General features: G+C 71.1%; 17 protein-coding genes and 1 pseudogene. 8 read left to right on the top strand and 10 right to left on the bottom strand.

All coding sequences use genetic code 11. The features are described from left to right. Positions 1-35 precede the first annotated feature (35 nt). The 6 genes and pseudogenes from C4T78_RS26885 to C4T78_RS26860 form a co-directional block, all read right to left on the bottom strand. Entirely contained in the window at positions 36-1,292 is a 1,257-nt protein-coding gene (locus tag C4T78_RS26885) for an alkaline phosphatase family protein (RefSeq protein WP_093358220.1), read from the bottom strand. Beyond that, positions 1,289-2,914, bottom strand: coding sequence for an alkaline phosphatase D family protein (locus tag C4T78_RS26880; protein ID WP_235863883.1), 1,626 nt, complete (start codon positions 2,912-2,914; stop codon positions 1,289-1,291). Before C4T78_RS26880 ends, C4T78_RS26885 begins: the two co-directional genes overlap by 4 nt. A gap of 436 nt (positions 2,915-3,350) precedes the next feature. Continuing rightward, positions 3,351-3,511, bottom strand: a pseudogene (locus C4T78_RS37455) (ArnT family glycosyltransferase); the annotation flags it as partial. A 184-nt stretch (positions 3,512-3,695) separates the two neighbouring features. After that, positions 3,696-4,751 carry a pentapeptide repeat-containing protein gene (locus C4T78_RS26870; RefSeq protein WP_093358218.1) on the bottom strand — a complete coding sequence of 352 codons (1,056 nt, stop codon included), beginning with the start codon at positions 4,749-4,751 and terminating at the stop codon, positions 3,696-3,698. Continuing rightward, a complete protein-coding gene (locus C4T78_RS26865; protein WP_093358217.1) occupies positions 4,744-5,877 on the bottom strand; it encodes a pentapeptide repeat-containing protein in 1,134 nt (377 codons plus the stop codon). Before C4T78_RS26865 ends, C4T78_RS26870 begins: the two co-directional genes overlap by 8 nt. Positions 5,878-5,968: 91 nt before the next feature. Next, positions 5,969-6,685 carry a lysozyme gene (locus tag C4T78_RS26860; RefSeq protein WP_093358216.1) on the bottom strand — a complete coding sequence of 239 codons (717 nt, stop codon included), beginning with the start codon at positions 6,683-6,685 and terminating at the stop codon, positions 5,969-5,971. A 595-nt stretch (positions 6,686-7,280) separates the two neighbouring features. Between C4T78_RS26860 and C4T78_RS26855 the strand changes: the two genes are divergently transcribed. After that, positions 7,281-9,395 carry a putative bifunctional diguanylate cyclase/phosphodiesterase gene (locus C4T78_RS26855; RefSeq protein WP_258958364.1) on the top strand — a complete coding sequence of 705 codons (2,115 nt, stop codon included), beginning with the start codon at positions 7,281-7,283 and terminating at the stop codon, positions 9,393-9,395. Positions 9,396-9,450: 55 nt separating this feature from the next. Here C4T78_RS26855 and C4T78_RS26850 read toward each other — a convergent pair whose 3' ends face one another. Together C4T78_RS26850 and C4T78_RS26845 are read right to left on the bottom strand one after the other, a co-directional pair. After that, entirely contained in the window at positions 9,451-11,328 is a 1,878-nt protein-coding gene (locus tag C4T78_RS26850; protein WP_093358215.1) for a glycoside hydrolase family 15 protein, read from the bottom strand. Positions 11,329-11,432: 104 nt separating this feature from the next. Continuing rightward, a complete protein-coding gene (locus tag C4T78_RS26845; RefSeq protein WP_093358214.1) occupies positions 11,433-12,011 on the bottom strand; it encodes a type VII secretion system-associated protein in 579 nt (192 codons plus the stop codon). Positions 12,012-12,160: 149 nt separating this feature from the next. Between C4T78_RS26845 and C4T78_RS26840 the strand changes: the two genes are divergently transcribed. From C4T78_RS26840 to purM, 6 genes are all read left to right on the top strand, one after another. Next, complete coding sequence (locus tag C4T78_RS26840) at positions 12,161-12,556, top strand: PRC-barrel domain-containing protein (RefSeq protein WP_093358213.1); 396 nt, start codon at positions 12,161-12,163, stop codon at positions 12,554-12,556. Between the two features lie 294 nt (positions 12,557-12,850). Further along, on the top strand, positions 12,851-14,026 hold the full coding sequence (locus tag C4T78_RS26835; RefSeq protein WP_093358212.1) for a S8 family peptidase: 1,176 nt from the start codon (positions 12,851-12,853) through the stop codon (positions 14,024-14,026). A 256-nt stretch (positions 14,027-14,282) separates the two neighbouring features. Next, positions 14,283-15,083, top strand: a complete 801-nt coding sequence (locus tag C4T78_RS26830; protein ID WP_093358211.1) for a helix-turn-helix domain-containing protein — start codon at positions 14,283-14,285, stop codon at positions 15,081-15,083. 125 nt (positions 15,084-15,208) lie between these two features. After that, positions 15,209-15,595 (top strand): sterol carrier family protein, encoded by a 387-nt coding sequence (locus tag C4T78_RS26825; RefSeq protein ID WP_093358210.1) that lies wholly within the window; start codon positions 15,209-15,211, stop codon positions 15,593-15,595. Between the two features lie 203 nt (positions 15,596-15,798). After that, positions 15,799-17,325 carry an amidophosphoribosyltransferase gene (purF, locus tag C4T78_RS26820; protein WP_093358308.1) on the top strand — a complete coding sequence of 509 codons (1,527 nt, stop codon included), beginning with the start codon at positions 15,799-15,801 and terminating at the stop codon, positions 17,323-17,325. A gap of 105 nt (positions 17,326-17,430) precedes the next feature. Further along, positions 17,431-18,543 (top strand): phosphoribosylformylglycinamidine cyclo-ligase, encoded by a 1,113-nt coding sequence (gene purM / locus C4T78_RS26815; RefSeq protein WP_093159215.1) that lies wholly within the window; start codon positions 17,431-17,433, stop codon positions 18,541-18,543. Positions 18,544-19,267: 724 nt separating this feature from the next. Here the strand turns inward: purM and C4T78_RS26810 are convergent. Then, the gene (locus C4T78_RS26810) at positions 19,268-19,456 is read right to left on the bottom strand and encodes a DUF3073 domain-containing protein (protein WP_093159217.1); all 189 of its coding nucleotides are present in this window, start codon (positions 19,454-19,456) and stop codon (positions 19,268-19,270) included. 224 nt (positions 19,457-19,680) lie between these two features. On the opposite strand from C4T78_RS26810, the gene C4T78_RS26805 reads away from it, so the two are divergent. Next, complete coding sequence (locus tag C4T78_RS26805) at positions 19,681-20,559, top strand: DUF8083 family protein (protein ID WP_093358209.1); 879 nt, start codon at positions 19,681-19,683, stop codon at positions 20,557-20,559. A gap of 213 nt (positions 20,560-20,772) precedes the next feature. Here the strand turns inward: C4T78_RS26805 and C4T78_RS26800 are convergent, their stop codons facing one another. Further along, the gene (locus tag C4T78_RS26800; RefSeq protein WP_218161753.1) at positions 20,773-21,573 is read right to left on the bottom strand and encodes a class I SAM-dependent methyltransferase; all 801 of its coding nucleotides are present in this window, start codon (positions 21,571-21,573) and stop codon (positions 20,773-20,775) included. Between the last annotated feature and the right edge of the window lie 212 nt (positions 21,574-21,785).

Below are 21,785 nucleotides of genomic sequence, written 5' to 3'. Positions count from 1 at the left end.
GGCCTCTTCGAGTCGCCTCGAAGAGGCCCTTCGGCTCACAGGCGGGTGAGGTCGAAGGCCTCCGCGCGGGCGGTTCCGTCGTAGCCGCCGGCCGGGGCCGGGAGGTCGAAGAGGGCGCCCAGGGTCGGGGCGACGTCGACGGTCCGGGCTTCGGCCGCGGACGTGCCGGTGCGGATCGCCGGGTGGCCGCCGGTGATGAAGAACGGGATCGGTTCGGTGGCCGGGTGGCCGTGGTTGCCCGGGATCGGGTTGGAGACGACCTCCGGGTCCGCGAAGCGCCAGCCCGGTTCGCAGTAGACGACCAGGTCGCCCGCCTCGGGCCCCAGCCGGAGCTCGGCCGGATCGTGGGCGGAGTGGACGCCTTCGGTGGCCGCGGCCAGTTCTCGGAGCCGGGTCACCGCGGCTCCGCGCTCTGCCGCCGGGCCGGTGAAGTACAGCAGTTCCGCGCCGCCGTTCGGCGCGATCCGCACGCGGCCGGTCAGCAGCGGGTCGTTCTCCACCGCCCTGCTCAGCGAGATCACCCGGTGCGCCCACGACCAGTCCATCGAGTGGTCGGCGCAGATCAGCAGCACGCTGGAGGACCAGCGGTCGGTGCGGACGAGGTGGTCGACGAACCGGCCGACCTGCGCGTCGGCGGAGGCCAGCGCCGCGGCGCGGGCGGCCCGCAGCGTGGTGCCGGTCAGGTCGGCGTGGCCGAGCCGGTCCACGTCGCCGAAGTTGGCGAACACCAGGTCCGGATCGGAACTGTCCACCATGGACACCAGCGCGCTCGCGGTGAAGATGTCCGGGGCGTGCCCGCTGATCGGGACGATCGGCCGCGGCTCCCACCGCACGCTGGCCCGGGTGCCGAAGATCCCGTGCAGGTACTCCTTGCTCAGCACGCTGCCGGTGACCTTCCCGCGGGCGTGCAACCGGTCCAGCAGCGTGTCGAACCGCAGGTCCGACGCGCGGTCGAGGGTGCGGATCTCGCCCTGCGCCGCGTCGTAGACCGAGTTCGCGGGCACGCCGGAGCGGTCCGGCCGCACGCCGCTCATCATCATCACGTGGTTCGGGATCGTCTCCATCACCGGCAGCGACCGGGCCTGCGGGAAGGACGTCCCGGCCTCGCGCAGCTCGTGCAGGCGAGGTGTCAGGTGCGGGGTGATCTCGTCGGGCGAGCAGCCGTCGACGACCAGCGAGTAGACCCGCAGCGGCTTGTCGCCGCCGGATGCCCACGCGGTGGGAGCCGCGGCGGACAGCAGCACGCCGGTGCCTGCGACCTGGAGGAAACTGCGTCGGTCGAGGGAAGTCATCGCACGGGCTCCTGCACCTGTTCGATCTGCTGGGTTCCGGTGCGCACTGCGTAGGAGGTCGAGTGGTGCGCGGCGCTGTCCGGGGCGGTGCGGTCGGTGAGCGCGTACCAGTCCATCTGCGCCCGTTGCGGGGTGAGGTCCAGGACGCAGAAGCCGTGCGAGTCGAGGTCGACGTGCTTGATGTGCGGGTTGTTCACCCGGATCGCCCCGACGATCGCCCGCGAGGCGGTCTGCGGCCGGACGCGCAGGATGTCGTCGATGTTGTCGCTGGTCACCGACGTGCAGACGAACTCGACGCCGACCGATTCGCGGTCCAGGGGATAGCTGCGGGTCGAGCTGGGCAGCTCCGCGGCCCACGCGGAGTGGATGTCGCCGGTCAGGAAGACGGTGTTCCGGATGCCGTGGTCGCGCAGCACCGCGAACACCGCGTCGCGGTCGGCGGTGTAGCCGTCCCACTGGTCGAGGTTCAGCGGCAGGCCTTGGACGAGCGGGGTGCCGGTGAGCTCGCCGAGTGCCCGCCGCCGCTCGATCGACAGCGTGGACGGGAACCGGACCGGCGCGATCATCACCGGGTTGCCGATCAGCTTCCACTGCGCCCGCGACCGCGCGAGTCCGCTGGTCAGCCAGCGCAGCTGCGCGTCGCCGGTGATGGTGCGCGCCGGGTCGTGGACGTCGTGGTCCAGCCTGCTGCCGACCTGCTCGCTGCGGTAGGAGCGCAGGTCCAACATGGACAGCTCGGCGAGCGCGCCGAAGGCGAACCGCCGGTAGAGCACGCCGCCGGGCTCGTAGCGCACCGGCATCCACTCGGCGTACGCGCGCTGCCACGCCCGCTTCCGGTCCGCGTAGGAGCCTTCAGCGCCTTCGGTGTGGTTCTCCGCGCCGTCGGCCCAGGCGTTGTTGGCGGACTCGTGGTCGTCCCAGGTCGTGATGAACGGGACGCGCGCGTGCAGGGCCTGCAGGTCGGGGTCGGTCTTGTACTGGGCGTGCCTGCGCCGGTAGTGCGGCAGCGTGATGACCTCGGTCGGCGGGTCGTGCGGCCGCACCACGACGTCGCGCGCCTGGTACTCGCCCGGGGCGTACTCGTAGAGGTAGTCGCCGAGGTGCAGGACGGCGTCGAGGTCGTCGCGGTCGGCGAGGTGGCGGTACGCCGAGAAGTACCCGGCCTGCCAGTTCGAGCAGGACACCACGCCGAAGCGCAGCCGCTCCACGGAGGCGCCGAGCGCGGGAGCGGTGCGCGTCCGCCCCACCGGCGAAACCGCGCCCGCAGCCCGGAACCGGTACCAGTACCAGGTGTCGGGTGCCAGGCCCGCGACGTCGACCTTGACCGTGTGGTCCCGCGCGGCGCCGGTCGTCGTGCTCCCGCTCGCCACCACTCGCCGGAACCGCGGATCGGTGGCCACCTCCCACCCGACGGCGCAGTCCGGGCCGATGCCGGAACCGGGAGACGCGCTCGGGCCGGGGGTGACCCGGGTCCAGAGGATCACGTTGCTCGGGGTGGGATCGCCGGAGGCGACCCCGTGGACGAAGACGTCCGACGGGGCGGCCACCGCGACCTCGGCGCTGCTCAGGGCGATGGCGGCCACGCCACCGGCTTTGAGCAGGGTTCGACGGCGAAAGCTCACCCTAGAAACGTGATGGATCTTCGCCTTTTTGCACACCCCGTCCGGCACAACGTTGCGGATTCGTTCGGCGGGCGGTGTCCGGACCGGAATCCGGAATTCACCGCTGCGTCAACGACTCGCGGAGCGCGATCGGGAGCGCGCGGAGAGTCGAGTCCGATGTGCGTGTAGCGGAACTGCGGCCAGAGATCGCGCCACGGCATGTTCGGGTCTTCGGCGAGCCAGATCGGAGCGCCCCGGTTGATGGCGCCAGGCCCGCTCCACAGTGGACACGCGCTCGACGCTGCCGAAGTGGCGGCGCAGCGATTCCTCGTCGAACCCGACGAAGAGCGCGGTGCGCGTTCCTTCCGGCGGGGAGCCGAAGTACCAGTGCCCGCGACTGCCGCTGTACACCTCCGGGATGCCCGCGGCCGGTCCGAAGTGCTGGATCGCGCTCGCCGTCCATGGCCAGCGCCAGCAGCGGCTGCTGGTCGGCGTACCGCCAGGCCAGGTGGTCGCCGGCGGCGCGGAAGTACAGCTCGTCGCCGAAGTAGCCGTACTGCGAAGCGGCGATCGCGAGCACTGCGGGAGCACGCCGGAGATCAGCAGGACCGGCCTCATCGCCAGCGGCGCGGGTGTTCGCGGAACGGCGCTGAGCGGCGGCCTGAGCCCGATCGCCTGCTGTTGTCCGTGCATGATCGTTCAAACGCACGTGGGCGGCGAACGGGTTTCCGCGTGCGAGCCGGGGCCCACCGAGCGGCCCTCCCGGCGGGCATTTTCGGCGGACCAGCTGGTCAGCGGCCCCTCAGCGGGCTGCGGCCGCCCAGCCCTCCGGCAGGACGACGTCGTGGTCGGGGCTCGTGGTGATGCCGTCGTTGCGCACTTCGCCGCGGAAGGTGGTGCCGGACATGTCGACGTCGTGCTCGAAGCACGCCTCGCGGAAGTCGGCCTCCCCGTGGAACTCGGCGCCGGCCATCGACAGCGCGTTGCCGAAGCGGCTCTTGTCGAACTTGGTCGTGCCGGTGAACCGGGTGCGCCGGAAGGTCGCCCGGCCGCTGAACTCGGTGCCGGGGAACCAGGCCAGCTGGTGGAAGACCGCGTCGTCGCAGCGGAACCGCCCGTACAACCGGCCGGGCCCGATCGTCGCGGCGGTGAACCACACCTTCCCGTGGAACTCGCACCGGCTGAAGTTGTTGTCGCTGAACAGGCGTCCGTAGCGCAGCGTCAGCGTGCCGATCTTGCGGTCGCTGAGGTCGAAGTACTCCAGCGTCGCGCCGGTCAGGTCCAGGTCGTAGGCCGGAGCGTCGGCGTCGTCGACGCGCGGCAGCAGCTCCTCGATCAGCCGTTGAGCCGTCAGCCGCACCTGCAACTTCCGCTCGGCGTTGTTCCTGGCCGATCGATCGGGCCAATCGCCCCCGTAGCGCGGGTGCTCGAAAGGACGGCGCAGGTAGGAGCACAGGACGTCGAGCACGGTCTGGGTGTAGTCGGGGCGGTTGCGGGCGAGCCCGGCCAGCGCGTGCAGCGCGCCGACGCGGACCTGGTCGGTCTCGTGCCCGAGCAGCTCGATCGCGCGGGCGAAGCGCTCGTCGGCGATCCGGTCCCGGTCCAGCTCCACGCGCCGGTCCTCCAGCTCGTACCGCTCGCGTTCGACCTGCTGCCGCTGCTCCTCGGTGCGCCGCCGCCGGTCGTTGAGCCACAGCGCGTAGAGCGCGACGACCGAGCCCGCGGCCAGCCCACCGGTGCGCAGGGCGTCGGCGCCGGTGGTGCGCGGGTCGAAGACCAGCAGAGCGGCGCTCACGCCGAGCAGCACCACCACCGCGATGGCGATCGTCGCGACCAACCAGATCCTGCGCTCACGCATGCGCTTCCTCCTGCTGGTGCGAGATGCGCGCTCGGTTCGGCGCGGCCAGCGGTTCGAGCTCCCAGCCCTCGGGGAGGGCGTTGTCCACAGCCGCGTTGACCTCGGTGTTGTGCAGCGCAACCCCGGGTATCGGCGGCTTCGCCCTGAGATCGACCCCGTGGTCGAAGCGCGCCCTGCGGAGGTCGCAGGGCGCGAAGAAGGCCGCCTGCTCGAAGGAGACGTGCTCGGCGAACCGCGCCTCCTGCAGGTTCACCTCCGCGTGGAACTCCGCGAGCTCGAAGCCCACCGGCGCACGGCTCTTCGCGCAGGTCAGGATCAAGCGGTCGTGGAACACGGCCTTCCCGGCCTGGAGCGGGTGCAGGAACGTGGCGTCGTGCAGGTCGACCTTGCCGTGGAAGACCGCGCCCTCCAGGTTCGTCCGGTGCCGGAACCGGCACGCTTGCGCGTCGAGGCGGCCGACGACCCGGCCGGACAGGTCGAAGCGGTCCATGGAGGCCGCCGCGATGTCGAGGTCGTAGCGGGGCGGGTCCACCTCGTCGGTGGTCGGCAGCAGCGACACCACGAGCTTGCTGGCGGTCTGCCGCACCGTCCGCTCGCGCTGCAGCTCCTCGGGGATCTTGCCCGGCACCGGATCGCCCGTCCACTTCGGATGGTCGAACGGGCGGCGCAGGTACGAGCACAGCACGTCGAGGACCGTCTGCGCGTAGTCCGGGTTGTTGCGCGCCAGCCCGGCGAGCGCGTGCAGCGCGCCGACGCGCACCTGGTCGGCCTCGTTGCCGAGCAGCTCCACCGCCCGCGCGAAGCGCTCGTCGGCGGCCCGGACGTGGTCCTGCGCGGTCCGCCGGTCCTCCAGGGCCTGCCGCTGCTGTTCGAGCGCGTAGCGCTCCCGGTCCAGCTCCTGGCGCTGGGTCTCCAGCTCCTGCCGCTTCTCCTCGGTGCGCCGCCTGCGGTCGTTGAGCCACAGCGCGTACAGCGCGACGACCGAGCCCGCGGCCAGTCCACCGGTGCGCAGGGCGTCCGCACCGGTGGTGCGGGCGTCGAAGACCAGCAGGGCGATGCTGACGCTGACCAGCACCACCACCGCGATGGCGATCGTCGCGACCAGACCGATCTTGCGCTCACCCATGCGCGTGATTCTGCCCGGCGCCGCCGCGGTTCTGGGCGCGCACGGGAGAACCCGCGGTGCCGTCGGGAGCGGCACCGCGGGTTCCCGGAGGTCAGCCGTTCGCCAAGGCCTGCAAGCGGTCGTAAGCGCCGTTGAAGGTGTTCTTGTCGATCGGCGAGGAGGTGTACTGCCAGATCGTCCAGATGCCCCAGTTGTACGGGAGCTGGCCGACCGTGCTCGCGTAGCGGGCGACCCACAGCGGGTTGGTCGAGCTGAAGTCGCCGTCCACGCACTGGTTCCACCAGCTGGTGGAGGTGTAGATGACGGGCCAGCGCCCGGTGCGCGAGTGGTAGGTGTCGCTGAAGTCCTTGATCCATGCCGTCATCTGGCTCTTGGACTTGCCGTAGCAGGTCGAGCCGTACGGGTTGTACTCCATGTCCAGCGCGCCCGGCAGGGTCTTGCCGTCCTTGGACCAGCCGCCGCCGTTGTCCACGAAGTAGTTGGCCTGGGCCGCGCCGCTGGAGCGGTCCGGCAGGGCGAAGTGGTAGGCGCCGCGGATCATGCCCACGTTGTAGGAACCGTTGTACTGCTGGGCGAAGTACGGGTTCTTGTAGCTGGTGCTCTCGGTCGCCTTGACGTAGGCGAACCGCATGCCCTGGTTGTACCAGGACTTCCAGTCCACGTTGCCCTGGTGGCTGCTGACGTCCATGCCCGCCACCGTGGCCAGCGGCGCGATCGCAGGCACGGCCTGCTCCTCGCCGCCCTCGTGCTTGCGGATCTGCGAGCCCATCGGCGTGTCGGTGACCGGTTCGGTGCTGGTCTGGCCCATCGCGGAGTCCCTTCCGGGAAGGGGAGTGCTGGCCAGCGCGGGCGCGCACAGGAAGAGGGCACCTGCGCAGAGCACCGATGTTAAGGAGAACAGGCGTAATCGGCGACCACGTCCACTCGGACGGTTCATCGGGGCCTCCATGGTGTTGGTTGCGCCGCGTCGTCGGGGGACTGCGCGGCTTGCCCCGGAAGTGTCGCGAATCGTTTTCGTAAGAAGTAGATCCTGTGTTAGTTTTTAACCGGATTGGCTCAATCCGGACAGCTGAGGGTGAACTGCTGGCCACCGACGGGTAGTTCAACGCCGTGCACAACCTCTCGGCCGGGCTGAGCGTCAACACCAGCAGATCGATCATGACAGCCGTACTCGAGCGATCACGTGGTTGCGGACGGTAATCGATCGTCGTGTGAACCACGCGGATGGCCTGCTCGGATGAGGTTACGGCTTACCCCGGGTGCCGCACATGATGTTCGACCGCCGGACCGATCCGGTCGTATGCTCCGAACGAGAACGGGCGAGGCGAGTACGAGTGGAGGGCGCCCCAGGCATGACTGGCTGGACCGCGCCGGTGCCAAGCGCTCACGAGGTGACCGCCGAGGTGAACCGAGCCGACCGACGCCGCTTCGCGGCGGCCTGGGCGCACGTGCTCATGGGTACCAGCTACGTGCCCATGACCAGCGCCGAGATCGAAGGCCGCCTGTACGGCTACACGGACCGAATGGTCGATGCGCTGCTCAGCGACCCGTTCGACGCGGCGGCCGCGCGCGAGGTGGGCGTGGACCTGGTCGCCGTGCACTTCACCAGCGCCGAGTCGCTGGCCCGTACGGTGAACCTGATCGGCGAGGAGATGCTCGACGCCCTCGGGCTGGACAGCAGTCCCAGCTGGCGCAACCGGGTCGCGGCGCTGCAGGGCGCCCTGTGCTCCGGGTTCGTGCAGGCCGCGCGCAAGCGCACGCTCGACGAGCAGGAAGCCATCCGGCAGGCCGTGCTCGACGCCCGCGACGCCGTCGAGCAGGCGCTGCGCACCAGCGAGGCGCGGTTTCGCGCGATCTTCGCCGAGGCCGCCATCGGCATCGGCATCGGCGACATGGGCGGCCGGATCCTGGAGGTCAACGACTCGCTGACCCGGATCATGGGCCGCTCCGGCGAGGAACTCCGCACCATGCTGGTGTCGGACATGATGCACCCGGCCGACCCGGACAGCGTCTGGCGGATGTACCAGGAGCTGGTCCGCGGCGAGCGCGACCAGTTCCGGGTGGAGAAGCAGTTCATCCGCCCGGACGGCAACACGGTGTGGACCGAGATGATCGTGTCCCTGGTCCGCGGCGAGGACGGCCTGCCGCTCTACCAGGTGGCGCTGATCGAGGACGTCACCGACCGGCGGATGCTGCAGGAGCGGCTGCGGCACCAGGCGATGCACGACCCGCTGACCCGGCTGCCCAACCGCGCGCTGTTCCTGGAGCGGCTCACCGACGTCCTCCGGCAGGACGAACCCGGCGCCCGGGTCGCGCTGTGCTACATGGACCTGGACGGCTTCAAGGTCATCAACGACAGCCTCGGCCACCACGTCGGCGACGACCTGCTGGTCGCGGTCGCCGACCGGCTCGCCGCCGTGGTGCACGGCGACGACCGGCTCGTCGCGCGGATGGGCGGCGACGAGTTCGTCATCCTGCTGCAGAACTCGCGGAACATCGGCCAGGCCGTGGACGTCGCGAACATGGTGCTGAACGCGCTGGAGGAGCCGTTCCGCGTCGGCGGCCACGAGCTGTCGGTGGGCGCGAGCATCGGCATCGTGGAGCGCCCGGTGCCCGGGCAGACCGCCGCCGAGCTGATGCGCGACGCCGACGTGACGCTGTACTGGGCGAAGGCCGAGGGCAAGGGCCAGTGGGCGCTGTTCGACCCGGAGCGCAACGCCACCGAGGTCGCGCAGTTCCACCTGTCGGCGACGATGCCCGCCGCGCTGGAGCGCGAGGAGTTCTACGTCGACTACCAGCCGCTGATCGGCCTGCGCGACCACAACGTGGTCGGAGTGGAGGCGCTGGTCCGCTGGCAGCACCCGGAGCTCGGGCGGCTCGGCCCGGACAAGTTCATCGGGCTGGCCGAGGAGACCGGCCTGATCGTGTCGCTGGGCCGGTGGGTGCTGCGGCAGGCCTGCCTGCAGGCCCGGCGCTGGCAGGACCGGTTCGGTTCGGCGGCGCCGTTCGTCAGCGTCAACCTGGCGGTCCGGCAGTCGCGCGATCCGGCGCTGGTCAACGACGTGGCGGCGATCCTGGCCGAGACCGGGCTGGAACCGTCCCGGCTGCAGCTGGAGCTCACCGAGAGCGCGATCATGGGCACCGCCGACGAGCCGCTGGACGCGCTGCGCGCGCTGTCCCAGATGGGCGTGCGGATCGCCATCGACGACTTCGGCACCGGCTACTCGAACCTGGCCTACCTGCGCCACCTCCCGGTGCACGAGCTGAAGATCGCGGGCTCGTTCATGGAGGGGCTCCGCGACGCGGAGCGGGCCGACCCGGTGGACGCCCGCATCGTGTCGACCCTGGTGGACCTGGCGCACGCGCTCGGCCTGACGGTCACCGCGGAGGGCGTGGAAACGCTGGCCCAGTCCCGCCGGATGGCCGACATCGGCTGCGAAACCGGCCAGGGCTACCTCTTCGCCAAACCCGGCTCCCCGGCCGACATCACCCGGTTCATCGCCGACAGCCTGGACTGAGCCGATGCCCTGGCAGTGGCGGAAGTTCCGCAGCTGACCAGCCGGAACCGGTGCGTCAGGCGGATTTTCCGTTCCGCCTGCTCCGCTGGGCACGGGTGAGGCCGCCGTAGAGGACCGCAGCCGAGTTCACCAGGGCGAGGTGGCTGAAGGCCTGCGGGAAGTTGCCGGTGAAGGAACCGGTCTCGGCGTCGTACTCCTCCGCGTACAGGCCGACGTCGTTGGCCAGCGCCACCAGCTCGCCGAACAGCTTCTCGGCCTCGTCGCGGCGGCCGATGCAGGCCAGCGCGTCGACCATCCAGAACGAGCACGCCAGGAACGCGCCCTCGCGGCCGGACAGGCCGTCGACCTGGTTGCGGGCCGCGTCCGGCGTGTAGCGGTCGACCAGCACCCCGTCGTGCTGGAGCTCGCGCTGCACGGCATCCACCGTGCGCACCACGCGCTCGTCGTCGCCGGGCAGGAAACCCACCGACGGCATCAGCAGCGACGACGCGTCGAGCGCGGTCGCGCCGTAGTACTGGGTGAACGCGCCGCGCTCCGGATTCCACGCCTGCTCCAGGACTTCCGCGTGCACCTCGTCGCGGATCTCCCGCCAGCGGCGCACCGGTCCGGGCAGACCGTCCTCCTCCGCGGCGCGCACCGCCCGGTCGAAGGCCACCCACACCATCACACGGGAATGCGTGAAGAACCGGTCGGGCCCGCGCACCTCCCACATGCCGCGGTCCGGCCGCCGCCAGATCTTCTCCAGGTGGCGCAGCATCCCGCGCTGCAGCGCCCAGGTCTCCTCGTGCTCCGGCAGCCCGCGCTCCCTGGCCAGGTGCAGCGAGTCCATGACCTCGCCGTAGACATCGAGCTGGAGCTGCCGGAAGGCCGCGTTGCCGAAGCGCACCGGCCGGCAGCGGCGGTAGCCGGGCAGCCAGTCGGCCTCCCACTCCAGCAGGTGCCGCTCGCCGCCGATGCCGTACATGATCTGCAGGTCGGCCGGGTCACCGGCGACCGCGCGCACCAGCCAGGCGCGCCAGGCCTCCGCCTCCGAGGAACAGCCGAAGTCGTCCAGCGCCAGCAGCACCAGGGTGGCGTCGCGCAGCCAGCAGTAGCGGTAGTCCCAGTTCCGGTCGCCCGGCACCGCTTCCGGCAGCGAGCTGGTCGGCGCCGCGATGATCCCGCCGGTCGGCGCGTAGGTCAGCGCCTTGAGGGTGGCCAGCGAGCGGTACACGGCGTGCGCGTGCGGCCCGGAGTAGCAGATCTTCGTGGTCCACTCCCGCCAGAACTCCTCGGCGTCGCGGACCTCCTGCTCCGGGTCGACCGGCGCGGGCAGCTCCTCGGCGTCCGGGGACCACTGCATCACCCACGACAGGGTCTCCCCGGCGCGCACCGTGCGGACCAGCTCGTGCGCCCGCTCGCCCTCGCAGCGCTGCGGCAGGACGTCGCCGCGCAGCACCGCGGTGTGCGGTCCGGCGATGGCCAGGATGAACTCGTCGAGCACCGGATCGCTTTCGCGCACCCGGCGCACCCAGGGCACCGCGTCGCCGTAGGCGAACCGCACCACCCAGCGCATCCTGACGTCGACCTCGCCGGAGATGCCCTGCACGACCCGCACCAGGCACGGCTGGGCGCGGTGGTAGTGCTCGTGCGGCGGCATGCAGTCGATCAGCCGCAGCACCCCGTCGTCGGTGTGGAAGTCGGTCTCCAGCACCAGCGAGTTCGCCCGGTACCGGCGGCGCACCTCGCGGACCGGGGAGCTCGGCGCGATCTGCCAGTGGCCGTCCCGGTCGCTGCCGAGCAGCCGGCAGAAGCAGGACGGCGCGTCGAACCGGGGCAGGCACAGCCAGTCGATCGAGCCGTCCTTGCCGACCAGGGCCGCGGTGCGCAGATCGGAAAGCAGGGCGTAGTCCTCGATCGCCCCTGGGCGGCCGTGCTGCTGATCCCGGTTCACCCAGCCGAGACTAGGCACATCCCCGGGTGATCACAGTTCCGCGGAGTCCGCGGTGGCTGGCTTGCTCGGCAGGAGCGGGCGAGGAGCGCGTGGCAGCTGCGGGATCACGCCCGTTCGGCGGCGGTCTGCTCCAGGACGCTGTGCGGGATGATCGCCTGGACCGCTTCGTGCAGGTTGATGCCGAGCGCGAGGCCGTTGAGCAGCTCCGGCAGCGCGCTGCCCGGGACACGGCGGAAACCCGGCCAGTCGTCCGGCACCCGACCGGCGGAGGTGCACGCCGGGAGCAGCTGGCTGCCGTCGGACATCTCCGCGGTGTAGAGCATCTGGTCCTCCGCGCTCGGCGCGTAGAGCAGCAGCTCGGCGTCGAGGATCGCCGCGGGCAGCGCGGAATCGGACATCCGGCCTTCGGCGATCTCGACCAGCACCCGCTCCAGCTCGTTGGTCGGCTCCGGCCGCTCGGTGACCATCGCGGAGGGCTGGTAGCGGTCGTTGACCTGGAACTCCTCGTCGATCTCGCCGTCCGGGCCGATCCGGTAGGCGCCCACGATGCCCTCCGGCGGCACCTCGCCGCCGTCCGCGGCGTAGCCGGGATCGGTGATGTAGAGCCAGCTGTTGGGGTTCTGCTCGGCGTGCGCGCGCATCTCGTCGGTGATCGGCGGGACGGGCAGGGCGGGTTCGGACATCGCGGGCTCCGTGCTGTTGATCGTCGCGCCCAGCTGCTGCCGGGCACTCCCCGAGGGTGCCACCCGGTCCGGGACCAGCCGTTGTCGAGGTGCCGTCGCGGCCGGTCCGGGTGGAGACTGGCGGAGGGTTTCGGGGAGGGGAGGCGGCGATGATCGGTCAGCGGGAAGCGTTGCGGATGTTCGGGTGCGAGGTGTTCGACCCGGCCGGTCATCGGATGGGGATCGTCGGCCAGCTGTTCGTCGACGACGACACCGAGCAGCCCGCCTGGGTCACCGTCCAAACCGGACTCTTCGGCACCAACGAGAGCTTCGTGCCGCTGGCGGGCGCCGCCTTCGACGGCGACACGCTCACCGTCGCGGTGGACCGGGAAGCGGTCCGGCTGGCGCCCCGCGTCCTGCTCGACCAGGGCGATCTGCCGCCTGCGCAGGAGCGCGCGCTCTACCTGCACTACGGGCTGGTCCCCGACGGCGCCGCCGACGATCTCGGGCCGGAGCACGCGGAGGCGGCCAGCCTCCGGTTGCGCCGCTGGGTCGCCGCCACCTGATCGTGGTTCCGCTGCTCACTCCGTGAATACGACCTGAGCTCACCCGACGCGCTCAATATCTGGGAAACAAGGATGTAACGGTAATTTCACCGCGCCCGCCGCTGTTCGCGGCGGGCGCGATTTTGCCTGCTCATTCCCGGTAGGCCAGGCAGAGATGGGAATTCGTTCACCCCTCCGCCCGATTGTGTGGCGACAAATCGCCAACATCACCCGTACGAGTGTTTTCCCTGGTTACGTTCCGCCGTGAAACACCTTCGCTCGGCCCCACCCGAGCGCATTTGAAGGAGGGGACACATGAGGAAGCTGCTCTACGGCACCGGGGCAGGCGTTGCCGCAGCGGCGCTCGTGTTCGCCGGAGCTCCCGCCGGCGCACAGCCGCAGATCGACCTCGCACCGCTGATCCTGCACCCGCAGGCCAAGGTGGCGAGCGCCGACGACGCGGACGTCTACATCGTCAACCTCAAGAACGACATCGCGGCCCAGGGTGTCGCCGAGGAGCTCGGCGTTCAGGCCCGCAACGTCTACGACTCGGCCCTCAACGGGTTCTCGGCCAAGCTGAGCCCCGAACAGCTGGAGAAGGTCCGCGCCAGCGCCAAGGTCGAGAACGTCTCGCAGAGCTACCGCATCCAGGTCGAGCCGGCCAAGAAGCAGGCCGTCGAGTCCTGGGGCCTGGACCGGATCGACCAGCCGGACCTCCCGCTGGACGGCAACTACGCCCCGTCCGGCTCCGGTGAGGGCGTCACCGCCTACATCATCGACACCGGCATCGACCCGTCGCACCCCGACTTCGGCGGTCGTGCCGAGGTCGGCTTCGACGCCCACGGCGGTGACGGCACCGACAAGCAGGGTCACGGCACCCACGTCGCCGGCACCATCGGCAGCACCACCTACGGTGTTGCCCCGGGTGCGAAGCTGGTCGGCGTCAAGGTGCTCGGCGACGACGGCAGCGGCACCACCGAGCAGGTCGTGTCCGGCATCGAGTGGGTCGCCGAGAACGCCAGCGGCCCGTCGGTGGCGAACATGTCGCTGGGTGGCCCGAAGGACCCGGCGCTGGACGAGGCCGCGACCAACCTGGTCAACAAGGGCGTCTTCCTCGCGGTGGCCGCCGGCAACGAGAGCCAGGACGCCGAGAACGTGTCCCCGGCCAGCGCCGAGGGCGTGTTCACCACGGCCGCCTCGGACGAGAACGACGGCTCCGCGGAGTTCACCAACTTCGGCGCCAGCGTCGAGGGCTACGCCCCCGGCGTGGACATCGTCTCCACCGTCCCGGGCGGTGGCACCGAGGCCCTGAGCGGCACCTCGATGGCCAGCCCGCACGTGGCCGGCGTCGCCGCGCTGTTCCTGCAGGCCAACCCGGACGCGGCTCCCGCCGACGTGATCTCCGGGCTGCAGGGCCAGGCCGCCACCGGCAAGATCCAGAACGCGCCGTCGGGCACGATCACCGACCTGCTGCAGATCGGCGAGCTGTGATCCGGTAGCACGATGCGAACCGCGGGCCCTTCCTGACGATGATCGGGAGGGGCCCGCGTCGCGTCCGCTGCTGCATTCGGGGGACGCCGGGGTGCGGCCGAACGGGGTCAATCCAAGGTCGCTGCGCGCCATCGTGCGAAAGTCGGTTCCAGCGATCGTTCCCGGTGGTTACGTTGCCATCAACGGGGGTGTTCAGTGTCCATTCGCGGTGCCGGTGCTGATCGGTGCTGCCGGGGCACACGAGGAGGGGTGTGCCGTGCTTCCCGGATACACCGAGGACCTGGCCCATGCGTCGACCGCGGTCGACGAGCCGACGAGGGAGACAGCGGCCACCGAGCCGCTCACCGAACGGGCTGTGCAGGCGCAGGTCGCGTCGGTCGCCCGCGCCGCCCGGGCGCAGTCCGGCAACGGCGGCGTGCTGCAGGTGGTGCACGGAGCCAAGCGGGTCGGTTGGGCTGCTTATGAGCTGCAGCGCAACGCCGCGCACCTGGTCCAGGGCGTGGCCAAGCCGCCGTACGTGACGACCGGCCCGCTGGACTCGCTGGAATCCCGCAAGCTCGCCGAAGGCGTGCAGTACCAGGTGCTCTACGACCGTTCGGCGCTGGCGCTGCCGCCGCAGCTGGACATCACCACCAAGCTGGTCGCGCAGGGCGAGCAGGCGCGGGTGATCCACGTCGCGCCGACGAAGCTGATCATGGTGGACAACGAGATCGCGCTGATGCCGCTGACGGTGAGCGAGAACACCGTGGAGAGCGCGGTGGTGGTGCGCAGCTCGGCGATGCTGGCCGCGCTCGGCCGGATCTTCGAGGACATGTGGCGCTTCGCGGCGCCGTTCACCGCGGCTCAGGACCTGTCCGGCCAGGAGATGCAGCCCACCGAGGAGGAGCGGTGGATCCTGTCCCTGCTGGCCTCGGGCGCGACGGACGACACGATCGGCCGGCTGATGGGCTTCAGCGCCCGGACCGCGCACCGCAGGGTCCGCGAGCTGATCGCCCGGCTGGGCGTCGAGACCCGCTTCCAGGCGGGCATGCAAGCGGTCAAGCTCGGCTGGTTATAGGTTTCCGCTGGTCAGCTGCCGTGAGTGCTTTGGGGTGTCATAGCGCCCCAAAGCACTCACGGTCTTTGACCAGCCCGGACGGAGCTCCACGAGGGGCCGTCGGGGCGCTTTCGTAGGCTTGCCGCATGGCCAGCCGACGTGCCGTTGATCCCGCCGAGATGCGCGAAGCCGTCGTCGCGGTGCAGCCCTGGCTGGACGACGACGCGCAGCGCCCCGCCAGGCCCGAGCTGGCCGCGGCGGTGCGCCTGAGCCTGCGCACGCTGGAGCAGATCGCGCCGGGCAACAGCGTCGAGGTCCGCGTCCCGCCGTTCGCCGCGGTGCAGTGCGTCGCGGGTCCCCGCCACACCCGCGGCACCCCGCCCAACGTCGTCGAGACCGACGCGCGCACCTGGCTCCAGCTCGCCACCGGCCGCCTGACCTGGCCCGAAGCGCTCGACCGAGGAACCCTCACGGCCTCCGGGACCCGAGCCGACATCTCCCAGTGGCTCCCGCTGCTCCGAATCGACACCTGATCACCGACACCGAGTCACGCCGGGGCGACCCGCGGCGATGAGACGGTCGCCACCACTGGGCTGGCGTTCGGCGGGTTTCCCGCTGTTTACACTGAGGTGCAACTCCGGCTTCGTCCTTCAGGGAGTTCTCGGTGGTCACCGACCGGCCCGAACCGGCCAACGCAAGCGCCCGCGCGGACCTCTCCGGTCCCGCCGGCGATCCGATCGAACGAGACGTCCCCCGCGAGGAGTGCGGCGTCTTCGGCGTGTGGGCTCCTGGCGAGGAAGTCGCCAAGCTCAGCTTCTACGGTCTCTACGCCCTCCAGCACCGCGGCCAGGAAGCCGCCGGGATCGCCGTCGGCGACGGCTCGCAGGTGCTGGTCTACAAGGACACCGGGCTGGTCAGCCAGGTGTTCACCGAGCAGACCCTGGCGTCGCTGCGCGGCCACGTCGCGGTCGGGCACGCCCGGTACTCCACGACCGGCGGCGGTACCTGGGAGAACGCCCAGCCCACCTTCCGCACCACGGTCACCGGCAGCGGCCTGGCGCTCGGCCACAACGGCAACCTGGTCAACACCGGTGAGCTGCTCGACCGCATCAACGCCGAGGGCGTGGACACGGTGTCGGCCAACAGCTCCTCCCCGGCCAACGCCTGCGACCGCGCCACCACCGACTCCGACCTGGTCACCGGGCTGCTCGCGGCGCGCGCCGCGGACCTCGGCGTCGAGCAGGCGGCGATGGAGCTGTTCCCGACGCTGCGCGGCGCGTTCTCGATGGTCTTCTGCGACGAGGAGACGCTCTACGCGGCGCGCGACCCGCACGGCGTGCGCCCGCTGGTCCTCGGCCGCCTCGAACGCGGCTGGGTGGTGGCCAGCGAAACGGCCGCCCTGGACATCGTGGGCGCCTCGTTCGTCCGCGAGGTCGAGCCCGGCGAGATGCTGGCCATCGACGGCGACGGCCTGCGCTCCCAGCACTTCGCCAACCCGAAGCCCAAGGGCTGCATCTTCGAGTACGTCTACCTGGCCCGCCCGGACACCACCATCGCCGGCCGCTCGGTCAACGGCGCCCGCGTGGAGATCGGCCGCCGGCTGGCCAAGGAGCACCCGGTCGAGGCCGACCTGGTGATCCCGGTGCCGGAGTCGGGCACGCCCGCGGCGATCGGCTACGCGCAGGCCTCCGGCATCCCCTACGGCCAGGGCCTGGTGAAGAACTCCTACGTGGGCCGCACCTTCATCCAGCCCTCGCAGACCATCCGCCAGCTCGGCATCCGGCTCAAGCTCAACCCGCTGCGCGAGGTGATCCGCGGCAAGCGGCTCGTCGTGGTGGACGACTCGGTGGTGCGCGGCAACACCCAGCGCGCCCTGGTCCGGATGCTGCGCGAGGCGGGTGCCATCGAGGTGCACGTGCGGATCGCCTCGCCGCCGGTGAAGTGGCCGTGCTTCTACGGCATCGACTTCGCCTCCCGCGCCGAGCTGATCGCCAACGGCCTGGACATGGACGGGGTGCGGCGCTCCATCGGCGCGGACAGCCTCGGCCACGTGTCGCTGGACAGCCTGGTCGCGGCCACCGAGCAGCCCCGCACCCGGTTGTGCGCGGCCTGCTTCGACGGCGAGTACCCGATCGAGCTGCCGGACGACGCCAAGCTCGGCAAGTACGTGCTGGAGGGCCAGTCCGAACGGGGCGTGGCGGGCCCCGCCGAACCGGTGCTGCCGGTCGGCTACGGCGCCGCCGAAGCACTGCAACGGCCCTGATCCGCCCGCAACAGCCCCCGAGGTTCGCCGTCGACGCGTAGCGTTGTCCGTGCTACACATGCGCGTCCGGCGAATCTCAAATCGCACCAGAATGTGGAGCCAGTCGTGTCCGAAGACCTGCTCGCAGGGTCTGCCCAGCCCGAGAGCCCGAAAGCCACCTACGCCGCTGCGGGGGTGAGCATCGAGGCCGGTGACGAAGCGGTCGAGAAGATGCGCCCGTGGGCGCAGCGCGCTACCCGGCCCGAGGTGCTCGGTTCGCTCGGCGGCTTCGCCGGCCTGTTCCAGCTCAAGCTCGACCGCTGGAAGGAACCGGTGCTGGCCTCCTCCACCGACGGCGTGGGCACCAAGCTCGCCGTCGCGCAGGCGGTCGACAAGCACGACACGGTCGGCATCGACCTCGTCGCGATGGTCGTCGACGACCTGGTGGTGTGCGGTGCGGAGCCGCTGTTCCTGCAGGACTACATCGCCGTCGGCAAGGTCGTGCCGGACCGGATCGCCGAGCTCGTCAAGGGCATCTCGGAGGGCTGCGTGCAGGCCGGCTGCGCGCTGCTGGGCGGCGAGACCGCCGAGCACCCCGGGATGATGGCGCCCGGCGAGTACGACATCTCCGCCACCGGCGTCGGCGTGGTCGACGCGGACTCGATGCTCGGCGCGGACAAGGTGCGCCCCGGCGACGTGGTGATCGCGATGGGCTCCTCCGGGCTGCACTCCAACGGCTACTCGCTGGCCCGGCACGTGCTGCTGGACATCGCCCGGATGCCGCTGGACGGCCAGGTCGAGGAGTTCGGCCGCACCCTCGGCGAGGAGCTGCTGGAGCCGACCCGGATCTACGCCAAGGACTGCCTGGCGCTGGCCGCCGAGGCGGGCGTGCGGACGTTCGCGCACGTCACCGGCGGTGGCCTGGCGGAGAACCTGGCGCGGGTCATCCCGGCAGGCCTGACCGCGGTGCTGGATCGCGGCAGCTGGACGCCGGCGCCGGTGTTCCGGATGATCGCCCAGCGCGGCCGCGTCGAGGCCGAGGAGATGGAGCGCACCTTCAACATGGGCATCGGCATGGTCGCGGTGGTGACGGCCGAGGACGTGGACCGCGCCCTGGCGGTGCTCACGGCCCGCCACGTCCCGGCCTGGGTGCTCGGCGAGATCGCCAAGCAGCCCGCGGTCGAGGACGCCCGCGAGGAGGACCGCGTGATCCTGCGGGGCAACCACCCGCGGTTCTGATCCCGAACGCCGGGCGCGGCTCCTCGGACACCGTCCGGGAGCCGCGTTCGCATTTCACCCGGCCGGGCGGGAATCCCCGGAGCAGCCGGTTCGTTGTACGGGGAGCCGGCGTGCGCGCGTGCCCCCGGGCCCCAACCAGAGCCTGCGAGGAATACCGTCCGGCTGGAGCCTCACAGCGCCATCCGCCGAGAGGCGGCCCGCGCACGCCGGCGTCTTCCTGTGTTCTTCCGGGCTCGTCCTGCGTGGCGGTGCGGGTGGCGGAATCTCAGCGCCCGCCTGGGACTGCGAGTGCCCGACTTCATGCATGACCACGGCGGCCGGGCCGTCCTCGCCAGGCGAACGCTGAGAACCCGCGGCGGTGCAAGCTGACAGCGTGAGCTGTGCGCCTGCGGCGCACGCGACACCTTCCGATCGGTGAGGGTCATGCGTCGCGGTCGGCCGTCCAAGGCTGGAACCTCAGCGCCCGTCCACGCGCACGGCCGGTGGAACCTGTCCAACGCAACGAGCCGAGCGGTGCTTCACCGCTCGGCTGTTGACGTGCCCGAGGAGTAGACGCACGTGAGTGGCGCCACCGGTTTCCCGGCGACGCCACTCCCGTGAGCTCCTCCTATGTGGGACTCCGCGAGTTCGTCAATTCCCACCTTTTCGGCAAGACGAACGACTTGCGACGCATCCGTTCACCGAGCGCGCAGCGTTCAGCTGCCGTCCTCGGTGGAGATGTGCTTCAGCGTCGGCCGTAGTCGTAGTCGTCATACCCGTCGTCGTGCGAGTCATCGCGGTCCTCGTTGGACCACTCGCCGGACTCCGGGACGGACAGCTCTCGCTGCAACGCCTCGATGTCCATGGACGGGGAACTGTACTTCAGCTCGCGGGCCACCTTCGTCTGCTTGGCCTTAGCCCGGCCGCGCCCCATGGCTCGACCCCCTCGCACAGGGTGTGCGGGGCGGACAGGGGAAAGTCGGCCCCGCATGATCTCGACAACTTTTCCTGTAACTACCGTACCGTGTCGAGGCGGTTGAACGCGACGTGGTGCCGGGTCTGAGTGGCCGTGTCTTGGGTGACGTCGCCCTCCCCACCGTTTTCCGACGTCCGCGAGTCGCCGGAGGACCCGCTCGGGCGGTCTGGCACGATGCAGCTGTGCCTGAGCCGTTCGTCGCCTATCTGAGGGTGTACGAGCCCTTGTCGTCCTTCGACGCACCGCTGCACGAGGAGCTGGCGGCGGTGGTCGAGCGAGGGCCGGTCGACCCGTTCGACGCCGGTCTGCGGGAGCAGGGCGTCTGGCTGCGCAGCCAGCTCGCCGCACCGCCGCGCCTGCTGCCCGGCGAGAACGCCGACGGCGAGGTCCAGGGCGTCGGAGACGTGCTGGTGCTCGATCCCAAGGAAGTGCCGAGCGGGCCCGCGGCCACGGTCGGCCCCGGGCCGCTGGTGTGCCCGCTGGACCTGCGCGGCCGGTCCGCGGCGGCGCTGGTCGGGTTCCTGGGCGACTCGGAGCTGCCGCTGCGCACGGCGGCGCTGACGGTGCCGGTGGAGCAGGCCAAGGTGCGCGCCAGCGCGGTGGTCAGCGAGCTGGCCGGTGGCGCGGTGCACGTGCTGTCGTCGACCTGGACCGTGCCGCTGCCCTGGTTCGTGCTGGTGGACCCCGAGGAGCGGTGCGTGTTCACCGAGCCGGACCGGCGCCGGGTGTGCTGGCGGGTGGCGATGGCCGACGCCCGCCGCCGGGTGGCCCGGGCGCACTCGATCGCCCGCCAGTCGATCGGCGATGACGGGCCGACGCGGATCCTGCGCGAGACGGGCCGCTGGCTGGAGCGCTTCCACCCGCACTCGGCGGTGGAGCTGGACTACGGCGGCCTGGTGCAGCTGATGACCACCAGCGACCTGGAGGCCGACACCTCGGCAGAGGACGTGCACGCGATCGTCGACGCGATGGAGGCCGACGACGCGGAAGAGGTGGCGACCCGCTACGAAGCGCTCCGGGACTTCTGGGCCGAGTTCGCCTCCCGCGAACGCCACAACTGACGATCGGGATTCCCGACTCCTTTTGCCTGGCGGTGCGGGTCGCGGAACCTCGGACGCTCCCTGGCTCCGGGAGCCTGTTCCGATGCACGGCGAACGGGCTGCCCTCGCCAGGAAGCGTCCGAGAACCCGCGGCGGTGCGGGTTCCGAGGGTGGTCGGGCGCCTGCGGCGCCATGCGACGGCTGCGGTGACCGTCGCGGTCGCTGTTCAGCGCGTCAGGGGCGGCAGGTGATCTCGCCGTTGAGGACCGCGAACCAGCCGTCCTCCGCGTCGATCCAGGCGTGCCACGCCGTCGCCAGCTCCTCCAGCTCGGCGCGGGTCGTCAGACCGTGGCCCAGAGCCTGCTCGGCGAAGGACGAGCGGCGGATGCGGTCCGCCCACAGGTTGCCCCACCAGGCGCGTTCCTCGGGCGTGGCGAAGCACCACGCCGAGGCCGTGCAGGTGACCTCGCGGAAGCCCGCCTCCTGCGCCCAGGCCTTCAGGTGCGTGCCGCCGTCCGGGTGACCGCCGTTGTGGCGGGCGACGTCGCGGTAGAGCTCCAGCCAGCGGTCCAGGCCGGGGTTGTCCGGGAACCACCGCATTCCGCCGTAGTCCGCGTCGCGGGCTGCGACCACGCCGTCCGGCCGGCACACGCGCCGCATCTCGCGCAGCGCGGCGACCGGGTCGGCCAGGTGCTGCAGGACCTGGTGCGCGTGCACGACGTCGAACGAGTCGTCGGCGTGCGGCAGGTCGTGGACGTCGGCGTTGGCGAAGGTGATGTTGTCCAGGCCGCGCTCGGCCGCTCCGGCGCGGGCGATCTCCAGCGGTTCGTCGACGTTGTCCACGCCCAGCACCCGGCCGGGCGCGACCAGCGCGGCGAAGTCGTGCGTGATGGTGCCCGGCCCGCACCCGATGTCGAGCACCTCGGTGCCCGGCCGCAGGCGCGGGATGAGGTACGCGGCGGAGTTCTCGGCGGTTCGCCAGCGGTGCGATCGCAGCACGCTCTCGTGGTGCCCGTGGGTGTAGGTGTCCGACATGGCTTCCATCTCAGATAGTGGGAGATTTGTTTCAGTATCTGAGCGTAGCGCGAACGGGGTCGGCTGGGAAGGCGTGCGGATCCGCGGGAGTGATCGTGCTGCGGGCGCGCGAGATCGGCCGCACTTTCGGCTGCGGCATCTGTTCCGGGTGGACGATTTCACGCGAAATCGCCGATCTCGCCGGAAATGTCGCCGATCTCGCGCGGAATCGG

It is taken from the genome of Saccharopolyspora kobensis, assembly GCF_900108315.1.
Classification (GTDB): domain Bacteria; phylum Actinomycetota; class Actinomycetes; order Mycobacteriales; family Pseudonocardiaceae; genus Saccharopolyspora; species Saccharopolyspora kobensis.
Note: the sequence above shows the minus strand (reverse complement) of the source record. Positions and strands in the feature narration are given on the sequence as shown.